Source organism: Selenomonas sp. AE3005 (genome assembly GCF_000686945.1).
Classification (GTDB): domain Bacteria; phylum Bacillota; class Negativicutes; order Selenomonadales; family Selenomonadaceae; genus Selenomonas_A.
This window is the reverse complement of sequence record NZ_JMME01000005.1, coordinates 1-20,213: the sequence shown is the minus strand read 5'-3', so window position 1 is coordinate 20,213 and position 20,213 is coordinate 1. Positions and strand designations below refer to the sequence as shown.

The following is a 20,213-nucleotide window of genomic DNA, read 5'->3' as shown; positions in this document are numbered from 1 at the left end:
TTATTCCTCCGTCTCTAACGATACATTGATGGTTAATTCGTCACTGGCTTTGTCATCGCCCAGGGTGCTGGCGGACACGGACTGGCAGTTCTTTAAGGCAGCGCTAAGCACTGATAAGTCTTTGGGCGAAATATCCTCGTCCAGCTTATCCTGAATTTCGTCAGCTATACGGGACGCGATATTGAAGAGCTTAAGGTTCAGGTCACAGGATTCGTCGCTGACTTCCTCAATCATCTTCTGTGTGGCTTTTTCGCGAACTCTGTGCGCAAATTGCTCGCGCTTTAGGAGCCACTGTTCTTGCTTGCTATGGCGCTGTACGCTGCTGGCGTTGACTTTATACTGTTCTGCAAGTTCGCGTACAGTCGGGTACTTGTGTGCACCAGTTTCGTCGGTGTAGCCACGAATGTACGCATTTTCTATTTCCAACCATGGTATTTTTGTACTTATTTGAATCACTCCTCTCTATTCAAATAAAGACTAGGTAAGGGCGCGGTTTTTCAACATCACTCAAACTTGTCTGTCAGAACGATGTCTCTGCTGTGGTGTTCTTTGTCCCATCGGCGGGCAGGCACGATGGAGTATTCTAACCTGTTCTTCCAGGGCCTTTTGTCGTTCTTAGAGTAGAAAAACATCTTATCAATCAAATAATCATATTCAGGAGTACCGGGCGCCGCCAACTGCATGTATTCTTCCTTATATTCTGTGACTTTTTCAAGACGCTTACGTTTTATCATCGCTAACGGCTTTCTTGATGGCATTGAGCGCAGCACGTACTATCTGGCTCACGTTTTGAGGGCTGCAGTTCATCACTTCGGCAGTCTCGGCAAGTGTCATGGCGCAACAGCAGTAACAGGTTACAGCTTTGTTCTGGCGTTTGGTAAGGACTTTATCCATCAAACGTTCAATGTCAGCTGCAGTGTTATGGTCTTCGATATCGTCACTGTCATAGAGCTCCATAAAGTGATTGATGTTATACAGGACATCTTCTGGCGTGTTATTGGCACGATGTAACGCGAAATCGTTTGGCGGCCCAAAGGCTGATTCAGCAATCATAAGGTACACCTCCGTTTTAAAAAAAATACAAATAGAGTCGCTGAATTCTCGCACGAAGGCGGAATATCAAGCGGTTACGGATTTTATTTGAAATGGTAAATCAACTTCTTTCGATAAAATAAAGAAAAAGATGAAGGAAAAGGCGGCAAGGAGGCCCGCCTTCAATTCTTCATCAAAAACAAAAAGGAGGAGAGTGACAAGGGCTGGCATTATACCCGTTTGCGTCACTCATTAACTATATTACGCGCTGTCGATTCTTTTACACACTCTTCATAATCTTAAAAATCTTCATTTTTTGTTCAATGATTGAACACTTCGTTGACTTAATCAAATAAAGACATATAAAAAGACAGCCCGCGCTTTAAACGAGGCTGTCGTGGTCTTATTTATTTAGGAACACAGGGAACGAATGATTTCTTGGGTTTCAGGAGGTAGTGCATAGTTAAGGATATCTGCAGGAGTTTCAGCGTATTTATACACGCGGGTACGGTCAGGCTCTTTGATGACTACTGCTTTGCTGATGGTGTTGTGAGCAAGCAGGACAGTCTTATTCATGGCGGTTATTCATTACAGCACATTCGATAACACAGCGAAGAATCCACTTGGATGGCCGGCGCTCGTTGAGATTCCAGTTCTGAATCGTTGAATATGAGCCGCCAGTTATGGCGCAGATATCACGCATAGAGATGTTGAACTCTTTCTTCAATGCTTTTAACGGCTGTTCAGCGTCACAGACTGCATCAAGCCTGCGCATCAGGCTCTTATCTGCGTCTACACGGGTACGGGTAAAAAAGTTGTCTTCAAGGTCAGCTGGGATATTGTTGGTAGCCATATTATAAAAGTCTCCTTTAATCAATCAATTCAATGCCACAGATAGTACAGAGGAAGTTTAGGATATCATCGAAGGTGCGGCCGGACAGGCGATACATGCAGTCAAAGATATCGGCGCTGCCAAGGCAATGGCAGACATAACGCCAGTAGGGATACTTTTCATTCGGCGCGTACACATTGGCACTATTGCCGTCCCCACCCTCGGTGATGTGGAAGATACAGTCAAAGGAACGGTTGTCAGGCAGGTCAAGTAACTCTGCAAGATTGAGTTCTTTCTTCATGAATTCTTTGGCTTCGGCTTTAGTCATCTTTTGGGTGGTTTCCGGGACTTCAAACACGCTAAGGTCAAGGTTCGCAAGGGCCCGGTGATATTCATTTAACTCGGCGGCATTCATGGTGCAGGATTTTGCGTTGGCAGTGCAGGATTTTGCGCTCTGCTGCTGCTTAATCTCGGGGTACTTTTCAAGAATTTCATCTTTCTGTGCTACGAGAATGGGTTGCAGGTTCTCAAACTGATTGATGAGTTCAGCAATGTCGTAAACGATATCATTGGACTCATGGATTGTTACATAATATGGGTCGGTGCCCTCTTTATGATGGACGGAATATGGCATACGCAGGACACGGGCGCTGTCACAGGTTACGCTGGGGTCATTAAGACCCGCAAAGATTTTATTTGCTTGGTTGGCAATGTAGAACCAGCCGTCAATGTCATTGGATTCTTCTATGGACCAGATGAGATGAAAGCCATTGCGCGTCCAGGTTACGCAGGAGGGCGTAGGGATAAACGGACGGATGCGATTAAAGATGTCTTGCTTGCGCTCTTCTACTTCTTCGACGCTATAGTAGCTTTTGTCCTCTTTCTTGCCCAGGTCGATATCGACGCAGACATTCTTGTAAGATACGATGTCATCCTTCTTGCGGCTGTTGCTACTGCCAGAGGTCTGACACAGATAAAAGATGTTTTCCCAGCTTTTATCTTCGGCATCATCATCATTCACTGGCAGGGACTCAATGTCATACATCTTATTGAAGTAAGGAGCAACGAACAGTTGTGCGTTATCACGCAACACGGTGCGGTAAAAGCATTCAAAATGCTCTTCTTCAGTCTTTTCTGGGATAATACGCTCGGGCACGATATTGACCTTAATCGGCTTTCTTTCAGGGATGCGCGCTCTACCGGCTTTGATGAGCTCGATGTGGAAGGCGTCGACCACCTGCTGCGGTAAGAACGGGTCTAAATCACGGTGATACAATTCATATAATGAGAGCGGAATCCAGTTATAGCGTCTCATGGTGTATAATGGATTGACGAAGTAACGAACAGGACGCTCGCCGCCATCAACGATTTCACCATTTTCCTGTTTAACCAGCACATGATACTTCTTTAACTGGCGTTTCAGTACTTTCCACGTCGTAAGCTTGCAGCCAACAACATCCATGAGTTCTTCTTCAGAGGTAGCTGCTCTTCTGCCAAACTTCTTATCTTCAATCATTACACAGTTGCGGACATCGATGGACTTAAAGAGACGATACAGATAACCGATATGGGTTATTTTGCCAGCGATTTCTTCGAGGTCAGGAATACCGGAAGATGTAGTCATCAGTAAACGGTCGTAATTCGCCATGATTCGGCAACCGCCTTCGCCGCCGAACTTGTCAGGTCTGAAATTGTCTGTCGTGCTTTTGGTCGTAAACTCGGCCGTGTGAGTCGCATTTGCGACCATCGTAACTGAATACTGTTTTTCCATATCTGAACCTTCTTTCAAGTCTTACAGTAACTATATTACACCCATGTGAGTGTTTTGTCAACACTCTAACAGAAAAAAGTTTTCAAAACTGCGGTGACCAACGAATCTATTTTAAATTCTTCTTCTCTGCGGCTTCTTTTATAATGATGGGTCTTTTGTCGCAGCAACACATTCTTGGCTCTCCAGCGCAAAGGAAACGCCCTTCTGTGATGTGTCAGCCATTTTATAACTCATGGAGGGCGCGGGGTGCCATTTATTCAAATAGACCGGGGGAGGAGGAGGAGAGAGATGTGGTCGTGAATCCGACTGCTGCTCTCTCCCCTCGGTTCTTCTTCTCTTCTGCTCCTCTGTTTTTTCATTTCGCACCGTTTCAGTCAGAACTGCTTAAATATACCTATATATAAGCAGTTACCCCAAAAAATGGTCGTGAGCCCGCATAAATACTGGAAAAGTGGGGGTCGCATTTGCGACCTTTTTGGGGCCTTTTTGGTCGCATTTGCGACCTTAGCTATCAACAGCAGTTTTTGGTCGTAAACGCGGCTTTCGTTTCTATTGCCGTTTTATGCTATCATACAGCGCAATGAAGTCAAATCCAGTACTTTCTTCAATCTGACTGAAGAAGACGCTCTACGTGTCTTTAGAAGCTAAAGTTCTAACCACTTTAAATGACTGGTAGTCCGTATTAACAGTCCTATATCAAAAATAATCGACTAATAAGTAAGCCCCGACTCTCCACAATCCACAAAGAGTCGGGGTTATCTTTATTTATTGAAGTTTTTGTCAAACACCTTATCTGTGAATGCCATCCCGCCGTTGCTGCGTTCAAACGAAACCTTAGCAGAGCCATTTAAGTAAGGAACTGTCCAGAACACGGCAAGTTCCTGCACTTCAGGCAGGTCGTTATATATCCTGGCTGCCATGTCGGAACTGTACATCTCCAACATCTCTTTGGACGTCTTACCGCTGTTCTTTCGGTTCCAGGTGAGGCGTACAAGGGCAACGTAATCGCCGTCCTTCTCCGTCCCCATGTCGGGATTCAGCGTTACGCTGTTGATGGTCGTTTCAGCATAGCCATTGACGTACTCTTTGACCTTCTCTTTAACCCTGTATTCTGGGGTATTTTTCTGGGCCTCGGCTTTTGCTTTTTCGTCAGCAGCTTTTTGTTCCTCAAGAGCTTTCTTGTCAGCTTCCTCTTTTGCCCCTTTTTCGGCTACTTTCTGCTGCTTTTCTTGTTCTTGAGCCTGACGATGGGCCTCATATTCGGCTTTTTGTTCAGGTGTTTCCGTAGCGTTGAATCCAATACCACTGGCTAGGAATACAACGAATGCAATAGCGAATCGTTTGCCGTAGAATGCCTTATCGCTCCCCTTGGAAAAGCAGATTATCAGCCTTATCAAGTAATATCCGCCGGCTATCAACGACAGCAATGTCAACAGAGCAAAAAACGTATTCATTTTAATTCCCCTCCAAATTCAAATAAATCCCATTAAGTCTCGCTTACTATTTCTCCCTTCATTTTATGTTTTCCTGCCAAATTCCAATGTTTACACAAAAAAGAGGCCCTTGGCGGCCCCTTCCTATCTTTCTATTTGATTAAGCAATAATCTCGTCATTGATGCAGGCATAATCGCCAAAGTATTCGATAGCTGCTTTATTGTAGGCCATTGCTGCTGCTTCTTCTGTCACATAGCTGCCCAGATAATGCAGTTCGTGGCCGGTCGTAAAAATTCTGGCAATGTAACGATATTCGCCGTTTTTTAACCGTTTGCGTGTTACACCTTTGTACTTACTTGCCTTACCTTGTGATTTCATTCTATTGCGTGCGTTGGCCGCAGCATCGACTAATCGCAGGTTCTCGCGTCTGTTGTCCGTTTTACGGTGGTTAATGTGGTCTACCATCGCGAAATTCGCATGGCCGTGTTTAAGCTCCATGATAAATCTATGCAGGAGAACGTTGACCCCGTTGATTTTCGCGCAGACATAACCTTTATTGTGTTTTGTCCAGTTGTACTGATTAACTGCCTCGTAATCAATGTCACTCACCTTTGCGTAGCCAACGATTTCATGTTTCCGGTTGTGGATTTCTACATGTTTCATAAATTAAATTCCTCCAGTTGTTTTGTTTGTTTTTTACGCAGCGCTTCAAAAGCGTCTACATAAACATCATTACCGTCGGAGGAATTCTTTATTCAGTATCTTATGAATATTTTTTCTTTTTTTAGGCCACTTCATTCAGGCAGGCGAATTCACCGAAGTATTCAATAGCTGCCTCATTATATGCTTTCGCGGCCTCTTCCTGGCTGTAGAAGTTGCCCAAGAACTGTTTCTTGCCATCAACCACGATAGCAGACTGCCAGCACTTCTTTCGGTTCTTCAGATAGAAGACGCCTTTAAATCGGCGTCGTGACTCCTGATTACGCAGGTTCTCAGCCTGTGAGCAAATTCTTAAATTGTCGCGCCGGTTGTCCGTCTTTATATGGTTAATGTGGTCTACCACCTCACTGTCGCCTTCAGTAAGTGCTGCAACGACCCTATGCATGTACACAGCTTTTCGTGCCGGTAAGCCCCAGAAGTCAGCATCTTTTTTATTCACAAAGTGGACTGCGTACCCCTGTTTGTTGATGTGCCAGCTGAAATCCATCAGCCAGTCAAATTCATCATCAATCATCACACTGCCGCCAGTTATGTCAAATTCAATCATCTTGAGTAACAACTCCTCGTAAAAAAGTTTCTACGTTAGCTTTATTACTCAAAAAAATTTTTTTTCTACACAAAAAAAGAAGAGCCCTCGTAAAGAGAACTCTTCTCAAAATGTTGTATATTTGTGGCTTTTGGGGCCAATGGGGCCAACTTTTTACGCTTTTGCCAGTTTCCCGAAGTGGCGTCGTCCCTTGTGTGGCAAGGGTTCCGAGAGTTGATACTTTTTGTAAGAACACTTTATGTTCATCATTTCAGCATCAACCTCGCAATATTTTAACACCATTGTTCAGGTTTTGCAAGCGCGTTATTTTCCGCCACCATATATTATTTTACTGCTACCGTATGTTCAGCATCAATTTTTTTCACTTTTTCCACGCGGCGCACATATTTTTCGGCTGTCAAGGGGTCAGTATGCATCCAGGTTTTCACTGTTTCCATAGCTATCGCACCGCCAATAATCTTGCCGCCCAGGCAGAGGACATTGGAATCATTGTGCTGACGGGCCAGCGCTGCACAGAACGGGTCCTGGCAGACAACAGCAAAGATGCCGCGCAGTTTATTGGCAATCATGGCACTGCCATAACCAACACCGTCGACAAAAATACCGCGGTCACATTCCCCCATAGCTACAGCCTTGGCCGCTGGATATACGAAATCCGACAAATCACAGGACTCATCATCATAAGTGCCAAAATCCTTGACCTCATGGCCTTCGCTTTCCAAATACTTCTTTATTTCGTTTTTCAGCTGCGTACCAGCATGGTCATTGGCCATTGCAATTTTCATAAGAAAAACCTCCCGTCACAATCCATACAATAATACATAGATTGTAACGAGAGGTGTTTTATTTGTCAACCTATTACCCTAGTCTTTCGTTCAATACTCTGAGGGCCTCCTGCTGAATGACCTTTAGCGGTACATTTTGCTCTGCCGCCAATTTCTTGCAGTCCTCATACTCTGGCGATACACTGCACAGCTTACCTTCCCAGGCGCTGACTTTGCAGTTTACTACGCCGTACTTTGTTTCCACCTTAGCCATATGGCGCGAGGCTTCCAAGCGCTGCCCCACGGGCATAATACGCAGGCCGATACTTGTAGTTTCGGCAAAGATAATCGCTATGCACGCATTTTTCTGCACCTCATCCACCAGTACAGACAGTTGCTGGGCCGGCCGGTTCTTCTTCATAAAAATCGGCGTTGTCCACACGTCCAAAGCCCCTGCGTCCAGCAATTTTTCGTAAAGATAACCGTAAATCTGCGGATTCATATCGTCAATATTGGCCTCTATAATTGACAGGCGGCTCTCGACCGCCCCGTTGTATTCCCCCAGATATACACGCAGCACATTGGGAATTGACAGTTCATGACTGCCTGCCCCATAACCGATACATTCCGTGACAAAGCCCTTGGGCAGGCTTTCACTATAAGTGCCCAGCGCACGGACAATACCGGCCCCTGTAGGCGTTACCAGTTCCTTTTCCTCCGGCCCTCGTTCTGTCTGCCATCCCAGTAACAGTTCCGCCACGGCCGGCGCCGGCACCGGCAGCAGACCGTGGGCACAATTTACAAAACCGCCGCCCACGCGCAGGCGTGACACAAATATACGCTCCACTTCCAGATAATCCAGGCAAATGGCCGCGCCGACTACATCAACGATGGAGTCCACTGCTCCCACTTCGTGAAAACAAACTTCTTCCGCCGGCTTGCCATGCACCTTGCCTTCCGCCTTGGCAATTTCGCTAAAAATCGCCTGCGCCTGCTGTTTGACCGCCATGCTCAAAGAAGATTTTTCCAGTATCTGCCGGATATCCTGCATACTGCGATGTTCATGATGCCGGTTATGGTGGTGATGATGGCCTGCCGCAGCCGTCTCTTCGACCTCCACATACAGGGCGTGAATCCCCTTGCTGGCCTTTTCCTTTACCTGCAGCTTGAATTCATCAGCCATAGGCAGTTTTTGTAATTCCTTTTGCAGATAAGCCTCTGGCACGCCGGCTTGCAGCAATGCGCCCAAAAACATATTGCCGCTGATACCGGCAAAACAATCCAAATATAGTGCCCGCATAATGTCACCTCAGTTTATTTATCTTACTGGCCAGAGCGCCAGCGCCAAAGCCATTATCTATATTTACGACCGACACGCCCATAGCACAGCTGTTCAGCATGGACAGCAGCGCCGCCACTCCCTGAAAAGACGCACCATAACCCACACTGGTGGGCACCGCAATGACTGGTTTATCCGTAAGGCCGCCCACCACACTGGCCAGGGCGCCCTCCATGCCTGCAATGACGATAATCACATTGGCCTGCTTTATCTCCGGCAAATGCGCAAACAACCGGTGTATGCCTGCCACGCCACAATCATAACAGGTCCTGACTTTGTTGCCAAACAGATACGCCGTCAGCCTTGCCTCCTCCGCCACAGGCACATCACTTGTCCCGGCCGTAAGAATCAAAATTTCATGCTCTGAGTCGCGTTCCAGGCTCTTATCCCTGTCCAAATAAATCAGCCGGGCGGTTTCATCAAATTGCGCCTCCGGCACCTTTTCCAGCACCTTGTCGTAATGCTCCTGCCGGGCTCTGGTAGCCAGCAGATTGCCCTTACTATGCGTATAAAGTGAATAGAAAATATCCCTCACCTGCGCCGGCGTCTTGCCAGCGGCATATATAACTTCCGGCATGCCCTGCCGCAGTTCGCGGTGATGGTCAATTTCCGCAAACTTCATTTCTTCAAAGGGGACTTCGGCAATGCTGCGTACGGCCTCTGCCTCAGACAGCGTGCCTGCTTTGTATGCTTGCAACAATTTTACTATATCTTCTTCCTTCACACTGCCACCTCATTTCTTTTGCTACTACAATTATAAAGGCAGGAGTAGACTCCAAGTCAATAAATTATTCGCGATTGCTGTCTGATAATCCTTGCCATAAAAAAGGAAATCATCTTCATTTCCCAAGATGATTTCCTTAAATCCGTCAATATCAGTTATCCCAGAAACTCCACATGCGTTCCATCTGTGCCTCTTTCTTTTCGGCCTCGACCTCTCTGGCGATATTGAGGTCTTTTTGCCCGTATCCCGGTGTGAGATTGATATTCTGCGGCAGCCACTCATCTGAGAACAAAGGTTTATTTATAAGTATGGCCCGCAGCTGCGTCTTGGCCTTGCGCTGTGCCGCCTCGCCACCGCCGGACAGGATAAACTCACCAATTAGCCGCCCAATGGCTTGCATAGAAGTTTCTTTCAGCGCCCGGGTAGTGGGGTCAAGAGCCGACAGACGCAAAACGGGGAAAGTCTTGACTTCATCGGTTGTCAGCATTTGGTCACATTTGACCATAAAACCGGCCTCACGCAATTTGCTGACCATTTCTCCCGGAGCAGCCTCGGCTGGCAGTACCGGCAGCACCAGATGGTTTTCTGTAGCCCCGCATAAGGTCTTAACCCCGGCATCGTGCAGTCCTTTTTCCAACGCTTTGGTGTTTTTCAGCACCTGCTCACAGTACGCCTTAAACGCCTCACTGCCCGCCTCTAAAAAGGTAGTAGCCAGCGCCGCCAGGACGTTTTTCTTCACCATGGAGTGCCCCGTATCCAATACGGTCTGGTCCATTTGTGCCGCCAGTTTCGCCGTAGTCAGGATTACCGCACCTTGCGGCCCGTGCAGGGAATCACCTGTGGGGAAGGTCACCACATCAGCAAAGGGCACCGGTGACGGCGCGCAGCCTGCGGCTACCGCTCCGGCATTCTGGCCGATATCCACCCACAGATAAGCCCCTGCCGCAATGGCAATTTCTTTCAGCCGCCCATAATCCAGATTACGGGGATAGTTTACCGGTGAAAAAATGATAAGCCTTGGCTTTCTGGCCTGGGCCAGTTTCTCCACCCGGTCTAAATCCACCTGTTCCGTATCCGGCTCAATACTAAAGGAAATAAAGTCAAACTGCATACGCTCACCGCTGCAATGCTCAGACTTGCGGCGATTAAAGGACAGCACTGTATCACCATTTTCCAGCAAGGCATGGAATACCACGCGGGACGCCGCCGTTATGTCAGCAACACGTACAATGGCATGCTGAGCCCCAAAGAGTTTTTCCGCCCTTTTAACCGCGATTTCCTCCAATTTCAAATGGCTGTACACGCCATGATGGTCCAGATGGCCATTTCCCAAAATACTCCCCTTTAAATAGGCGCTAAAGGGTGATACGGCATTAGACGTGGGAAGAAGGGATAAGGTAAAACGCTGCTTTTGTATCTCATCCTGCAGGAGCCCATATATCTCCGGGTCAAAAGACGCCAGACTTTCTGTAAGGGTTTGATTTTGCATTTACTATTCCTCCTCACTATCCCACAATCCAGTTGACGAAATAAATCGCCAGGGGAATCGTCACACAGGCAATGCCGATAAAGTCTATATACACGCCCGTCTTAATCATCTTCGTGATGGGGATATAGCCCGAGGCATAGACAATGGCATTAGGCGGCGTCGATACCGGCAGCATAAAGCCCAAAGAGGCCGAAAGTGCAATACCCACAGATACCGGCACAGGACTGATACCGGCTGAAATTGCCGCCGTAATGGCCAATGGCCCAATCATATTGGTAGCCGCCGTATGGCTTGTAAGTTCCGAAAGCAGCAATGCCATAACGGAGAAAATAGCCACCATTGCCACCTCCGACGGTGCACCGCCCATGGAGCTGACGATGAGGTCGCCCACCCACTGGGAAAGCCCCGTCTTATACATCATACCGCCCATAGCCAGACCGCCGCCAAAAAGAATCAGGGTTCCCCATTCAATGCCCTGCATGGCCTCTGACCATTTCAGGGTAAACTGACGTTCCTTGAAATTAACCGGCAGCAGGAACAAGAGCAAAGCACCAGCCATAGCCGCAATAGCCTCCGGGAACAAACGGTTATACATTTTGAGCGTGGGGTCCGTGCTCCCGAGAGCAATGGACAAAAAGCCCGGCAGCACCCACAGGGTAACAGCTACAATAAAGGCCAAAAGTGTGTTTTTCTGAGCCCGCGTCCAGCCGCCCAGCTCATCGCGCTTGGTTTTGATGAATACATCTGCGCCCTCAATGCGGTCCACATCCGCCGGGAACATATGCGACAACACAACATAAGCGATAACAAAATATACTACCATCGCGATAAGGCCCCAGGTCATCCACTGGAAGAAGGATACATGAATATCACACATGGTATCCAAAAAGCCCAGCATAATGAGGTTCGGCGGCGTGCCAATCGGCGTGAGTACACCACCAATGGAGCAGGAATAAGCTGTCATCAGCATAAGTCCGGTCGCATATTTATACTCGTGCAGGTGAATTTCCCGGCCATTGGCCGCAAACATTTCTTTAATGGAAGTTAAAAGCCCCAGACAGATGGGGAACATCATAGCTGCTGTGGCAGTATTGCTTACCCAGCCGGAACACAGGGCCGCTGCCAGGCCTACGGCCAGGAAAATCCGCTTAGGATTGGAACCAACCCACTCCCGCGATAAGAGCCAGTAAGCGAACCGCTTATCCAGACCGTGCGTCATCATAGCCTTGGCCAGAATAAAGCCGCCCATGAACAGGAAAATCATGGAATTGGCAAAAGCCGCAAAAGCTGTCCCCACCGGCACCACGCCGGTGATAACCGCCAGCGTCGGCCCGATAAGTGAAGTCACGGGAATTGGCACTGGCTCTGTAATCCACCACAGAGCTACCAGCACCATAATTGCCAACAGCTTATGAGCCGCAACTGTCAGCCCGGCAATCGGTGTCAGAAATACCAGCAGCGCCAGTATGGGCGCACCAAACAAACCGATAGTCCGCCGCTTTCGGTCAAAAGCTTCTTCTGCCGCTTTCACGGCATCTGCTTCTGTTTGTCGTTTGTCCACTGTAAAACCTCCTTTACTCCATACATTTCATATCAATATAGTCCATCTAATGGGTCATATTCGCTTTGCCCGATAAAATTCCTGCAAAATAAAAAGCTATCCCATCTAAATAACCATTAGATGGAATAGCCTTCACTTACATATTGTTTATTCTTCAGCAGCCTGAATGAAATTAGTCTCCTGCTGATGGCTCTGCCGGTTCATCTGCTCTTTGGCCTGCTGCAGTACAGTCAATGCCTGCTGCAGACCGGCCTCGGCCTGACGCACACCCTGAAAAGTGCCGTTTACATGGCCAATGAGCTGGTCAAACACCTGATTGGCATAGGCATCAGCATTGCTCTGGAGCTGGGTAGCATTAGCCTGCGTACGCTCCATGATTTCCCGTTCCTGGTCCTGCGCCTGCTGTACAATGGCCTTAGCCTTTTCCTTGGCCTGCTTGACGATTTCGCTCTCGTCGACAATGCTTTCAGCATAAGCCTTGGCCCGATTGCGGATATCCTCAGCAGCGGCCTCAGCCTCCTGAATAATCTTATCATGGTCGCGCATGATTTCATCGGCACGGCTGAGTTCCTTCGGTAAATCATTGCGCAGCTCTTCTACGTAATGAACGAGTTCATTATCATTGATAAGAGTTTTCTCTGTAAAAGGGAGTCTGGACGCCCCCACAACCATATTTTCGATTCTATCCAAAGTTTCGCGTACTGACATAACCTGCTACTTCCTTTCTTCTTTCATTTCTATCATCGCCTGTTCCACACAGGCTGGCACCAAACCATGTACACTGCCGCCAAAATGGAAAACTTCCCGTACGCCCGAAGAACTAACATAAGAATAATCCGGCCGCGTCAGCAAAAACACGGTATCAATTTCCGGGCATAAATGCCTTATCATATAGGCCTCATTTTCTTCATACTCCAGGTCCTTTACCGAACGAATGCCCCGTAAGATGATACTGGCCTGCTGCTGCTGCATAAAATCAGTAATCAAACCGGCAAAGGACATCACCCGGACATTGGGTAAATGAGCTGTAGCCTGCGTTAAGAGCGCCACGCGTTTTTCCACAGGGAAAAATCCCTGTTTCCCCTCATTGCGGAACACGCACACCAGCAATTCGTCAAACATGCGGCTGCCACGCTCAAAGATATCCATATGCCCCAGCGTCACCGGGTCAAAACTGCCGGAACACACTGCCCGTTTCATGGTTCTTCCTCCTCTGACTCCACATAGGACTTCCATTGGAAAAAACTCAGTTGGGTGGTATGTCCATAACGGCGGTTCATGACCTGAACCAAACGCCCTAAGGCAGGGAATTCTCCCTCATCGGCGCCATGTTCAATGACCAAAATACCATTTTCCGCCATCAGTCCCTGAGACTGGTCAATCTGCTGCAAGGCCTGTTCCCACAAGCCCTTATGATAAGGTGGGTCACAAAAAATCAAACTAAAATCTGCCTGGCCCTGCGCTAAGCGTGTCATTTCGGTAAATACATCGCCGCTCCGTACCATGGCCTTATCACTAAGATGTGTAATGGTCAGGTTTTCACGAATCAGCTTTTCCGTCGCTTTATCCACAAAGACGGCCGACTCAGCCCCTCGTGAAAGCGCTTCAATGCCTAAATTGCCCGTGCCGGCAAAAATATCCAACACTTTACGTCCCTGCACCATGGAGCCCAGAATGTTAAACAACGACTCTTTGACTCTGTCCGCCGTAGGCCGCGTAACCGCTGCCCCTTTAGGCGTCTTTAGTCGTGCTCCTCGCGCCGAACCGGTAATTACGCGCATCAAATTCACTCCCAACACACTAAACGCCTTTATTTTACCATATTTTTCACAAATAGTGAACTATTATATTTTCTTTAACGCCCTATAAGGAGTATAATTTAAGCATTGACTACGTACACACGCCCAGGAGGACATTGTGAAAAAATATCTCCCTTTGTGCCTGCTTGTCAGCCTTATAAGCCTGACAGCACTATGGCATTTTTCCCTAAAGTCTGCCCCCGTGGCAGAAAAATCTGTCCCTGCAGTTCAATATGAAAAGAACATCCTGCTGATTCCCTTGGACGGCCGCCCGCCCTGCCGGCAATTCGTCATTGATGCCGCAGCTATCGCCGGTATCAAAGTGCAGACGCCGCCCACCGAACTGCAGGATTATTATTCTGCCCCCGGCGATACAACCGGCATGCGCAGTTGGCTAAGAGAAAATCTTGCTGCCAATCAGGCCGCCATAATTTCCATTGACCAGCTCCTCTACGGCGGTCTGCTGGCAGCCCGTGAACAGGAGGCACCTGAAGATAAACAGCAGGCACTCATAAACTACCTGCGCGAACTTCATCAAAAATATCCTGATATCCCTTTACTGGCCTTCAGCATTCTTCCCCGGCAAACGCCGCAGGATACCATTGACGGCTATCAGGAACGCAAGGATTTACTGGCCTATTCCCGGCTCAAAGGACGCCAGGCCATGGGCCTGTCCGTTGACGAAACGGAGCTTGCCCGGCTGCAGTCCGCTATCCCGGCTGCCAGCCTGCAAAAATACTTAGCCCACTTCGCGGAAAATACAGCTCTCAATCAAAAACTTATTGCCCTCGTACAGGAAGGCGTGCTCTCCCGTCTGGTGCTGGGGCAGGACGACGGCGAACCATACAGCATTCCTAACATTGAAAAAGAAAAAATCCGTCAGCTGCTCGCCGACAAAAACATTTCCCCGGACAAAGTCTGCCTTACCCACGGTGCCGATGAAATCGCCCTGACCATGCTGGCAGCCTACACCAACAATCTTGCCGGCTGGCAGCCGCGCATTTACACAGCTTACAATCATCCCCGGACACCGGAAAAAATCATGCCCTACATGGCTATCAGTATGGCAGACACCGCCCGCGAAAAAATTCAGCTCATCGGCGGCCAGCCTGTTGCTGCCCCGGACACGGCCGACTTTATCCTCTACCTGTCGGCCAACGATTACGAGCAGGATACCGTCAGCGACCGCAGTCAGGCCTGCCAGTATATCAGCGCCCAGCTACAAGCCCACCGGCAGCTTGCCCTCGTAGATTTAAGCAAACATTTCACCGCACAGGAAACCATTTTGCCCCTGTTGCTTGAAAGTGACATACCTTTAAATGCACTGACCGCCTATGCCGGCTGGAATACGGCCAGCAATTCCATCGGTACTGCGGCCGCGTCTGCCAGTCTTTACTGCGCAGCTATCAGACAGACCGCCACCGTCGACGCTGCCGCTGCCGCCACCCAGGCCAATATAAAATTTCTCCACAACCGTATGCTCGAGGACTATTTTTACCTCAAAGCCGATATTGATATGGTAAACCACAGCCTGCAAAAAGCCGGCTATCATAACACCGCCGACCTCGATTTGGAACACAACTGGCGCTGGGCCAACAACATGCTGCAAACCAGCATGCAAAAACACTTAGCCGCTTACAAATACGCTCCGGCCATAAGAACGCCTGCTGTATTTTCCTCTCCTGCCGGTCAATTCACCCTTACCCTTTACGACCTCAAGGCCGAGCTTAGTTATCCCTGGCCCCGTACTTTTGAAATCTATTTGGAAAGTACCCCTTACCTGACCACCACCGTACCATGACACCAAACAAATATTTCACCAATAACAAAGGCACGGTATGACCTGTTCTGTAACGTTTGACGCGCAGCGTCTAAGTGAAAGAACAGGTTATACCGTGCCTCGCATTTACTTTAAAAGGTAAGCTGATGTTTATTTTTTTATGATATCCTTGCCAAACCACTTTTCGGAAATCTTGGCCATCGTGCCATCAGCCTTCATCTCATCGAGAACCTTCTGTACTTCGTCGCGGAGCTGTTTGTTGTCTTTGGCAAAACCAATGCCAAACGTGCTGACCTCACCGATAGCCACGTCCACAGCCTCCAAGTTTTCCGGATGTTTGCTCATGTAGTAGCGGCCGGTAATTTCATCACCGACAACGGCGTCAATACGGCCATTTTCCAAATCCATAAAGGCCGAAACGTAATCCGAATACTTCTTGACTTCTTTTACCTTCTCCTTAAAGAAAGCACTGCCATCTATATATTCCTCAGAGGTGCTGGCACTCTGCGTACCGATAACCTTGCCGGCCATGGACGGTTCGTCCTTAATATCAGTCGTCCCCTTCTTCACAAAGATAATCTGACGGTTATCCATGTAGGGTTCTGAAAAGAGCATGTTCTCCTTGCGTTTTTCCGTAATATCCAGACCATTCCAAAGGATATCTACGCGGCCGCTTTTGAGTTCAGCCTCTTTACTTGACCAGTCAATAGCCTTAAATTCCACTTCCCGGCCCAGGCGCTTGCTGGCCTCTTTGGCCAGGTCAATGTCAAAACCGACAATCTCATTGCTTTCATTTTTAAAGCCCATGGGTGGGAAATTATCATCGAGACCTACCACAATTTTCTTTCCTTTGTCCGGTGCTGCGGGTTTATCCGCGCCACAACCAGCTGCAAAAGCAGCAGTCATAACCGCTGCCATTCCCAGAGCTAAAAGTTTCTGCCATTTCATATAATCTATCTCCCCTCTATACTTTATCACATTAAAGGACTAACACATTGATAATTATACTGTAAACCTGTAAATCATGTCAAGGCTTGCTGATAAAATAAAAAAATAAAAAATAGAGGTTTTTTCCTATAAAAATAGAAGTATTACATATATCATCATATCCCACGTGAGGAGGGGGTTTACTTTGCGAGCTGTTTCGATTGAAGATTTGAAACCTGGCATGATTCTGGCCCGCACCATCGTCAATTCCGAGATGGTAGTGGTTTTATCGGAAGACACGCTCTTAACTAAAGCACATATTACCCGTTTAAACTTTTTAAATATACCCGTAGTCTACATCAAGGATGAATATGAACTAAGCAAGAACTATCAAAACGTCTCCAGCATTTTTAATCGCAGCAATGCCTTTGTCAAAGAATATGACAGCGTTGTGCAGGAGGCCAAGGGTATTTTTGAGGAGGCCGGCAAATCAGGCACAGTTCCCCTGCCGGAAACACAGGTTATCGTCAAGGACACCATTGCACCCCTGGCACGTAACAGTGGCGCCATCGATTATCTCTACGAGCTTAACCACAAGGCCAGCGATATTTACAACCATTCACTGCGTGTTTCTATTCTGGCCGGCGTCATTGCCAAATGGATGCATTTTACCCGGGCCAAAACCCGTGATATTATCATGGCAGGTTTTTTCCATGATATTGGCAAATGTAAATTCCCCCAGCGCTTGTTGGACAAAAACATCAACACCCTGCAGGGCGAAGATTACGAGAACTACATCAAACATACGGTTGACGGCCAGCATATCCTCAGCGGTATTGACGGCATATCAGACGGCGTAAAACTGGCAGCTATGCAGCACCATGAACGCATGGACGGCACAGGTTTCCCCTTTGGCAGCCGCGGTGAAGATATTCATGAATATGCGCGCGTCATCATGATTGCCGATATTTATGACAATATCACCACCGAACGTCAGGGCTATGTAAAACAGACACCTTTCGCGGCAATTGCTTATCTTACCGAAAATATGTATGCAACCCTTGACCCTACCGTTTGTGTTCCCGTACTCACTCATATCAAGGACGCCTTCCTGGGTTCCCGGATTACTCTGAACAACGGTGAAAAAGGCGTTATCGCAGCTTATCCCAATGATTTTGCCGCACATCCCATTGTCAGCTTGGAGTCCAACGAAATCATCAATCTCAATGAACATCCGGAACTGACGATAGCAGAATACAATCCGAAATAAAAATCAAAATACAAAAATACCGCAGCTCCCTGCTATAGGAGCTGCGGTATTATTTTCTGTACTTACAACTTACAATTTAAATTGTCCAATCGCCTCTTGCATGTCAGATGCCATATTAGCCAAGGACTGGGACGCTGCGGCAATTTCCTCGTTGGATGCCGACTGCTGTTCCGTAGCTGCGGAAATGGTCTGGGTATTTTCCGATGTCTTGCGGCTGATACCATCTATAGAATCTACCGCTTTAACAATATTACCGGCCCCAGCAGTTACCACTTCAACAGAATTGCTTATTTCATCCATCTGTCCCTTGATATCATTAACCATAGACAGAATGCCCTCAAACTGTTCGCCCACCTCACGGATAGCCGCCGTACCGCTCTTCACTTCGTCAGTACCTGACTGCATGGCCAGCACAGCCTCATTGGTATCATTCTGAATGGACAAAATGCGTGCCTTAATCTGCTCGGCAGAATCCTGTGACTCAGCCGCCAGTTTACGCACTTCTTCGGCCACAACCGCAAAGCCACGGCCATGCTCACCTGCCCGGGCAGCCTCAATAGCCGCATTAAGGGACAGCAAATTGGTCTGCTCGGCAATGGACGAAATTGCCTCGACGATTTGCCCAATCTGACTGCTGTTTTCGCCGAGCTTTTGCACAACATCGGCTGATGCCAATACACTCTTTTCGATATTGCCCATGCACTTTACAGCATTCTCCATCAAAGCCGAACCTTTTTGTGCCGCCTCAGCTGTGCGTCCCGAGGTTTCCGTGACCGTACGAGCCTTTTCGGCCATAGCATGCACATCTTCGTAAACCGTATCTACATTAGATTTCGCACTGTCAATATTCTGCAGCTGATCTTCCATATTCATGGACACTTCACCGACTGTTTCAGCCACATGTACAGAGGCCTCAGCCGATTGCTGCGCATTGGCAGTAAGCTCCTCCGAAGAGGCCGCCACCTGTTCACTTGTAGCTGCCATCTTGGAAATCAGTTTCCGCAGGTTGGCACTCATGGTATTAAAGGCATTAGTCAGTGAGCCGATTTCATCATTCGAAGTAATTGGCAGATTTTCCATGGACAAATTACCATTTGCCATCTGCGATGCGTGTGCCTCAAGGCCGGTAATCGGCGTGGTAATACGCTTAGCAAAGGTCAGACAGATAACGCTTGCCAACAGCAGACCAACCAGTGTCAACACCCCAAAGACTATTTTGAGTTTCTTCAGCGGTGCGAACACAAAGTCGCTGGGTGCCGATATACCCATTATCCAGCCTGTTTCCGGCACTGTGGTATAGGCAAAAACCTTGTCCTCGCCACCGATGGTAACCTGGAAATAACCTTCACCTTTTTTAGCCATTTCATCAAAATGAGTGCCCAGTCCGTCAATTTCCTTAAAGTTTTTCATGGGCTCGCCGGCACCGGAAGTCGCAAGAATATTGCCGTTAGCCTCCGCGATGATACCGGCACCTACACCATGATACTTCATGGCATTTGCCTGTTCTGTCAGCACATCAAGGCCAATATCTAAACAGGTAGCACCGATAAATTGCCCGTTGGCTTTAACAGGGGACGCCACAGACACAACGAGTTTATTGGTATTGGCATCGATATAAGCCTCAGTAAACAAAGTCTTATCGTGGGCCTTAGCCTCTTTATACCAGGGACGCTGACGTGGGTCCTTCTTGCCCGTATTGTCTCCGGAGTAATAACCTGAGAACCAGCCGTCCTCCGTACCAGCCGTCATCTCTAATATTTCCTTATCCGAGATGGTCGTTCCCAAGGTTTCCTGCGTGTGCATTACCTCCATGTTGCCATTTAAACTGGTCATGTGGTTAGTGGTAGCCACGCCAAACGCCTTTTTCTCACGCAGCCAGCCATTAAGTTTATTGGACTCATTGGCAATTGTCGTTCGCAGCTCACTGTCCACACTCTCTTCCAATGCCGAGCTGGCCATCATGTAGCCCACAATAGAAACAACAGCCAAAAGCAACCCCATCAATCCTGACAGGGCCATAAACTTTTGCTTTAACCCCATATAAAATCCCTCCTTGTTTTTATGAAATTCACGGTTTACCTATGTTATTCCACTAAGAAAGGAAAATTCCTGCATATATTTTTATATACGAAAAAAGCACCCCACAGGGTGCTTTCGCTTAACTGGCAACGCCCTATCCTCCCAGTCCGTCTCCAGACAAGTACTTTCGGCGTATGAGTGCTTA

At 47.9% G+C, this 20,213-nt stretch carries 20 protein-coding genes; 2 read left to right on the top strand and 18 right to left on the bottom strand.

Features of this window, described 5'->3' with window-relative positions:
• From DL94_RS0104280 to rsmD, 16 genes are all read right to left on the bottom strand, one after another.
• Entirely contained in the window at nt 1-456 is a 456-nt protein-coding gene (locus tag DL94_RS0104280; RefSeq protein ID WP_156031672.1) for a hypothetical protein, read from the bottom strand.
• Between the two features lie 47 nt (nt 457-503).
• Nucleotides 504-734 (bottom strand): hypothetical protein, encoded by a 231-nt coding sequence (locus tag DL94_RS0104275; RefSeq protein ID WP_028129081.1) that lies wholly within the window; start codon nt 732-734, stop codon nt 504-506.
• The gene (locus tag DL94_RS0104270) at nt 721-1,053 is read right to left on the bottom strand and encodes a sigma factor-like helix-turn-helix DNA-binding protein (RefSeq protein ID WP_028129080.1); all 333 of its coding nucleotides are present in this window, start codon (nt 1,051-1,053) and stop codon (nt 721-723) included. The genes DL94_RS0104275 and DL94_RS0104270 overlap by 14 nt, the downstream gene beginning before the upstream one ends.
• A 547-nt stretch (nt 1,054-1,600) precedes the next feature.
• Nucleotides 1,601-1,885: a helix-turn-helix domain-containing protein gene (locus DL94_RS0104260; protein ID WP_028129079.1), complete on the bottom strand. Its 285-nt coding sequence runs from the start codon at nt 1,883-1,885 to the stop codon at nt 1,601-1,603.
• Between the two features lie 16 nt (nt 1,886-1,901).
• Nucleotides 1,902-3,635, bottom strand: coding sequence for a hypothetical protein (locus tag DL94_RS0104255; RefSeq protein WP_028129078.1), 1,734 nt, complete (start codon nt 3,633-3,635; stop codon nt 1,902-1,904).
• Between the two features lie 761 nt (nt 3,636-4,396).
• The gene (locus DL94_RS0104250) at nt 4,397-5,089 is read right to left on the bottom strand and encodes a hypothetical protein (protein WP_028129077.1); all 693 of its coding nucleotides are present in this window, start codon (nt 5,087-5,089) and stop codon (nt 4,397-4,399) included.
• 139 nt (nt 5,090-5,228) lie between these two features.
• Nucleotides 5,229-5,732 (bottom strand): HNH endonuclease, encoded by a 504-nt coding sequence (locus tag DL94_RS14220; protein ID WP_051586304.1) that lies wholly within the window; start codon nt 5,730-5,732, stop codon nt 5,229-5,231.
• 121 nt (nt 5,733-5,853) lie between these two features.
• Nucleotides 5,854-6,336 carry an HNH endonuclease gene (locus DL94_RS15180; RefSeq protein WP_051586303.1) on the bottom strand — a complete coding sequence of 161 codons (483 nt, stop codon included), beginning with the start codon at nt 6,334-6,336 and terminating at the stop codon, nt 5,854-5,856.
• 323 nt (nt 6,337-6,659) lie between these two features.
• The gene (locus DL94_RS0104235; protein WP_028129076.1) at nt 6,660-7,121 is read right to left on the bottom strand and encodes an RpiB/LacA/LacB family sugar-phosphate isomerase; all 462 of its coding nucleotides are present in this window, start codon (nt 7,119-7,121) and stop codon (nt 6,660-6,662) included.
• A gap of 73 nt (nt 7,122-7,194) precedes the next feature.
• Nucleotides 7,195-8,400: a nickel pincer cofactor biosynthesis protein LarC gene (larC, locus tag DL94_RS0104230; RefSeq protein WP_028129075.1), complete on the bottom strand. Its 1,206-nt coding sequence runs from the start codon at nt 8,398-8,400 to the stop codon at nt 7,195-7,197.
• A gap of 4 nt (nt 8,401-8,404) precedes the next feature.
• Entirely contained in the window at nt 8,405-9,163 is a 759-nt protein-coding gene (gene larB, locus DL94_RS0104225; protein ID WP_028129074.1) for a nickel pincer cofactor biosynthesis protein LarB, read from the bottom strand.
• Between the two features lie 151 nt (nt 9,164-9,314).
• On the bottom strand, nt 9,315-10,652 hold the full coding sequence (locus tag DL94_RS0104220; protein ID WP_028129073.1) for a hypothetical protein: 1,338 nt from the start codon (nt 10,650-10,652) through the stop codon (nt 9,315-9,317).
• 16 nt (nt 10,653-10,668) lie between these two features.
• Nucleotides 10,669-12,213: an SLC13 family permease gene (locus tag DL94_RS0104215; RefSeq protein ID WP_028129072.1), complete on the bottom strand. Its 1,545-nt coding sequence runs from the start codon at nt 12,211-12,213 to the stop codon at nt 10,669-10,671.
• 147 nt (nt 12,214-12,360) lie between these two features.
• Nucleotides 12,361-12,921: an ATP synthase subunit B family protein gene (locus DL94_RS0104210; RefSeq protein WP_028129071.1), complete on the bottom strand. Its 561-nt coding sequence runs from the start codon at nt 12,919-12,921 to the stop codon at nt 12,361-12,363.
• A gap of 6 nt (nt 12,922-12,927) precedes the next feature.
• Nucleotides 12,928-13,413 carry a pantetheine-phosphate adenylyltransferase gene (gene coaD, locus DL94_RS0104205; RefSeq protein ID WP_028129070.1) on the bottom strand — a complete coding sequence of 162 codons (486 nt, stop codon included), beginning with the start codon at nt 13,411-13,413 and terminating at the stop codon, nt 12,928-12,930.
• On the bottom strand, nt 13,410-13,994 hold the full coding sequence (gene rsmD, locus DL94_RS0104200; RefSeq protein ID WP_028129069.1) for a 16S rRNA (guanine(966)-N(2))-methyltransferase RsmD: 585 nt from the start codon (nt 13,992-13,994) through the stop codon (nt 13,410-13,412). Before rsmD ends, coaD begins: the two co-directional genes overlap by 4 nt.
• A 136-nt stretch (nt 13,995-14,130) precedes the next feature.
• Between rsmD and DL94_RS0104195 the strand changes: the two genes are divergently transcribed.
• Nucleotides 14,131-15,813, top strand: a complete 1,683-nt coding sequence (locus tag DL94_RS0104195; protein ID WP_028129068.1) for a DUF4127 family protein — start codon at nt 14,131-14,133, stop codon at nt 15,811-15,813.
• Between the two features lie 129 nt (nt 15,814-15,942).
• Here DL94_RS0104195 and DL94_RS0104190 read toward each other — a convergent pair whose 3' ends face one another.
• Nucleotides 15,943-16,740: an amino acid ABC transporter substrate-binding protein gene (locus DL94_RS0104190; protein ID WP_028129067.1), complete on the bottom strand. Its 798-nt coding sequence runs from the start codon at nt 16,738-16,740 to the stop codon at nt 15,943-15,945.
• 184 nt (nt 16,741-16,924) lie between these two features.
• Between DL94_RS0104190 and DL94_RS0104185 the strand changes: the two genes are divergently transcribed.
• Nucleotides 16,925-17,989 (top strand): HD-GYP domain-containing protein, encoded by a 1,065-nt coding sequence (locus DL94_RS0104185; RefSeq protein WP_028129066.1) that lies wholly within the window; start codon nt 16,925-16,927, stop codon nt 17,987-17,989.
• Nucleotides 17,990-18,058: 69 nt separating this feature from the next.
• On the opposite strand, the gene DL94_RS0104180 is transcribed toward DL94_RS0104185, so the two are convergent.
• On the bottom strand, nt 18,059-20,029 hold the full coding sequence (locus DL94_RS0104180; RefSeq protein ID WP_028129065.1) for a methyl-accepting chemotaxis protein: 1,971 nt from the start codon (nt 20,027-20,029) through the stop codon (nt 18,059-18,061).
• Nucleotides 20,030-20,213: the final 184 nt, after the last annotated feature.

What these genes read in the sequence shown, in the direction of transcription:
- DL94_RS0104275 (WP_028129081.1), bottom strand. Translation starts at nt 734, where the DNA reads ATGATAAAACGTAAGCGTCTTGAAAAAGTCACAGAATATAAGGAAGAA.
- DL94_RS0104270 (WP_028129080.1), bottom strand. Translation starts at nt 1,053, where the DNA reads ATGATTGCTGAATCAGCCTTTGGGCCGCCAAACGATTTCGCGTTACAT.
- DL94_RS0104260 (WP_028129079.1), bottom strand. Translation starts at nt 1,885, where the DNA reads ATGGCTACCAACAATATCCCAGCTGACCTTGAAGACAACTTTTTTACC.
- DL94_RS0104255 (WP_028129078.1), bottom strand. Translation starts at nt 3,635, where the DNA reads ATGGAAAAACAGTATTCAGTTACGATGGTCGCAAATGCGACTCACACG.
- DL94_RS0104250 (WP_028129077.1), bottom strand. Translation starts at nt 5,089, where the DNA reads ATGAATACGTTTTTTGCTCTGTTGACATTGCTGTCGTTGATAGCCGGC.
- DL94_RS14220 (WP_051586304.1), bottom strand. Translation starts at nt 5,732, where the DNA reads ATGAAACATGTAGAAATCCACAACCGGAAACATGAAATCGTTGGCTAC.
- DL94_RS15180 (WP_051586303.1), bottom strand. Translation starts at nt 6,336, where the DNA reads ATGATTGAATTTGACATAACTGGCGGCAGTGTGATGATTGATGATGAA.
- DL94_RS0104235 (WP_028129076.1), bottom strand. Translation starts at nt 7,121, where the DNA reads ATGAAAATTGCAATGGCCAATGACCATGCTGGTACGCAGCTGAAAAAC.
- larC (WP_028129075.1), bottom strand. Translation starts at nt 8,400, where the DNA reads ATGCGGGCACTATATTTGGATTGTTTTGCCGGTATCAGCGGCAATATG.
- DL94_RS0104220 (WP_028129073.1), bottom strand. Translation starts at nt 10,652, where the DNA reads ATGCAAAATCAAACCCTTACAGAAAGTCTGGCGTCTTTTGACCCGGAG.
- DL94_RS0104210 (WP_028129071.1), bottom strand. Translation starts at nt 12,921, where the DNA reads ATGTCAGTACGCGAAACTTTGGATAGAATCGAAAATATGGTTGTGGGG.
- coaD (WP_028129070.1), bottom strand. Translation starts at nt 13,413, where the DNA reads ATGAAACGGGCAGTGTGTTCCGGCAGTTTTGACCCGGTGACGCTGGGG.
- rsmD (WP_028129069.1), bottom strand. Translation starts at nt 13,994, where the DNA reads ATGCGCGTAATTACCGGTTCGGCGCGAGGAGCACGACTAAAGACGCCT.
- DL94_RS0104190 (WP_028129067.1), bottom strand. Translation starts at nt 16,740, where the DNA reads ATGAAATGGCAGAAACTTTTAGCTCTGGGAATGGCAGCGGTTATGACT.
- DL94_RS0104180 (WP_028129065.1), bottom strand. Translation starts at nt 20,029, where the DNA reads ATGGGGTTAAAGCAAAAGTTTATGGCCCTGTCAGGATTGATGGGGTTG.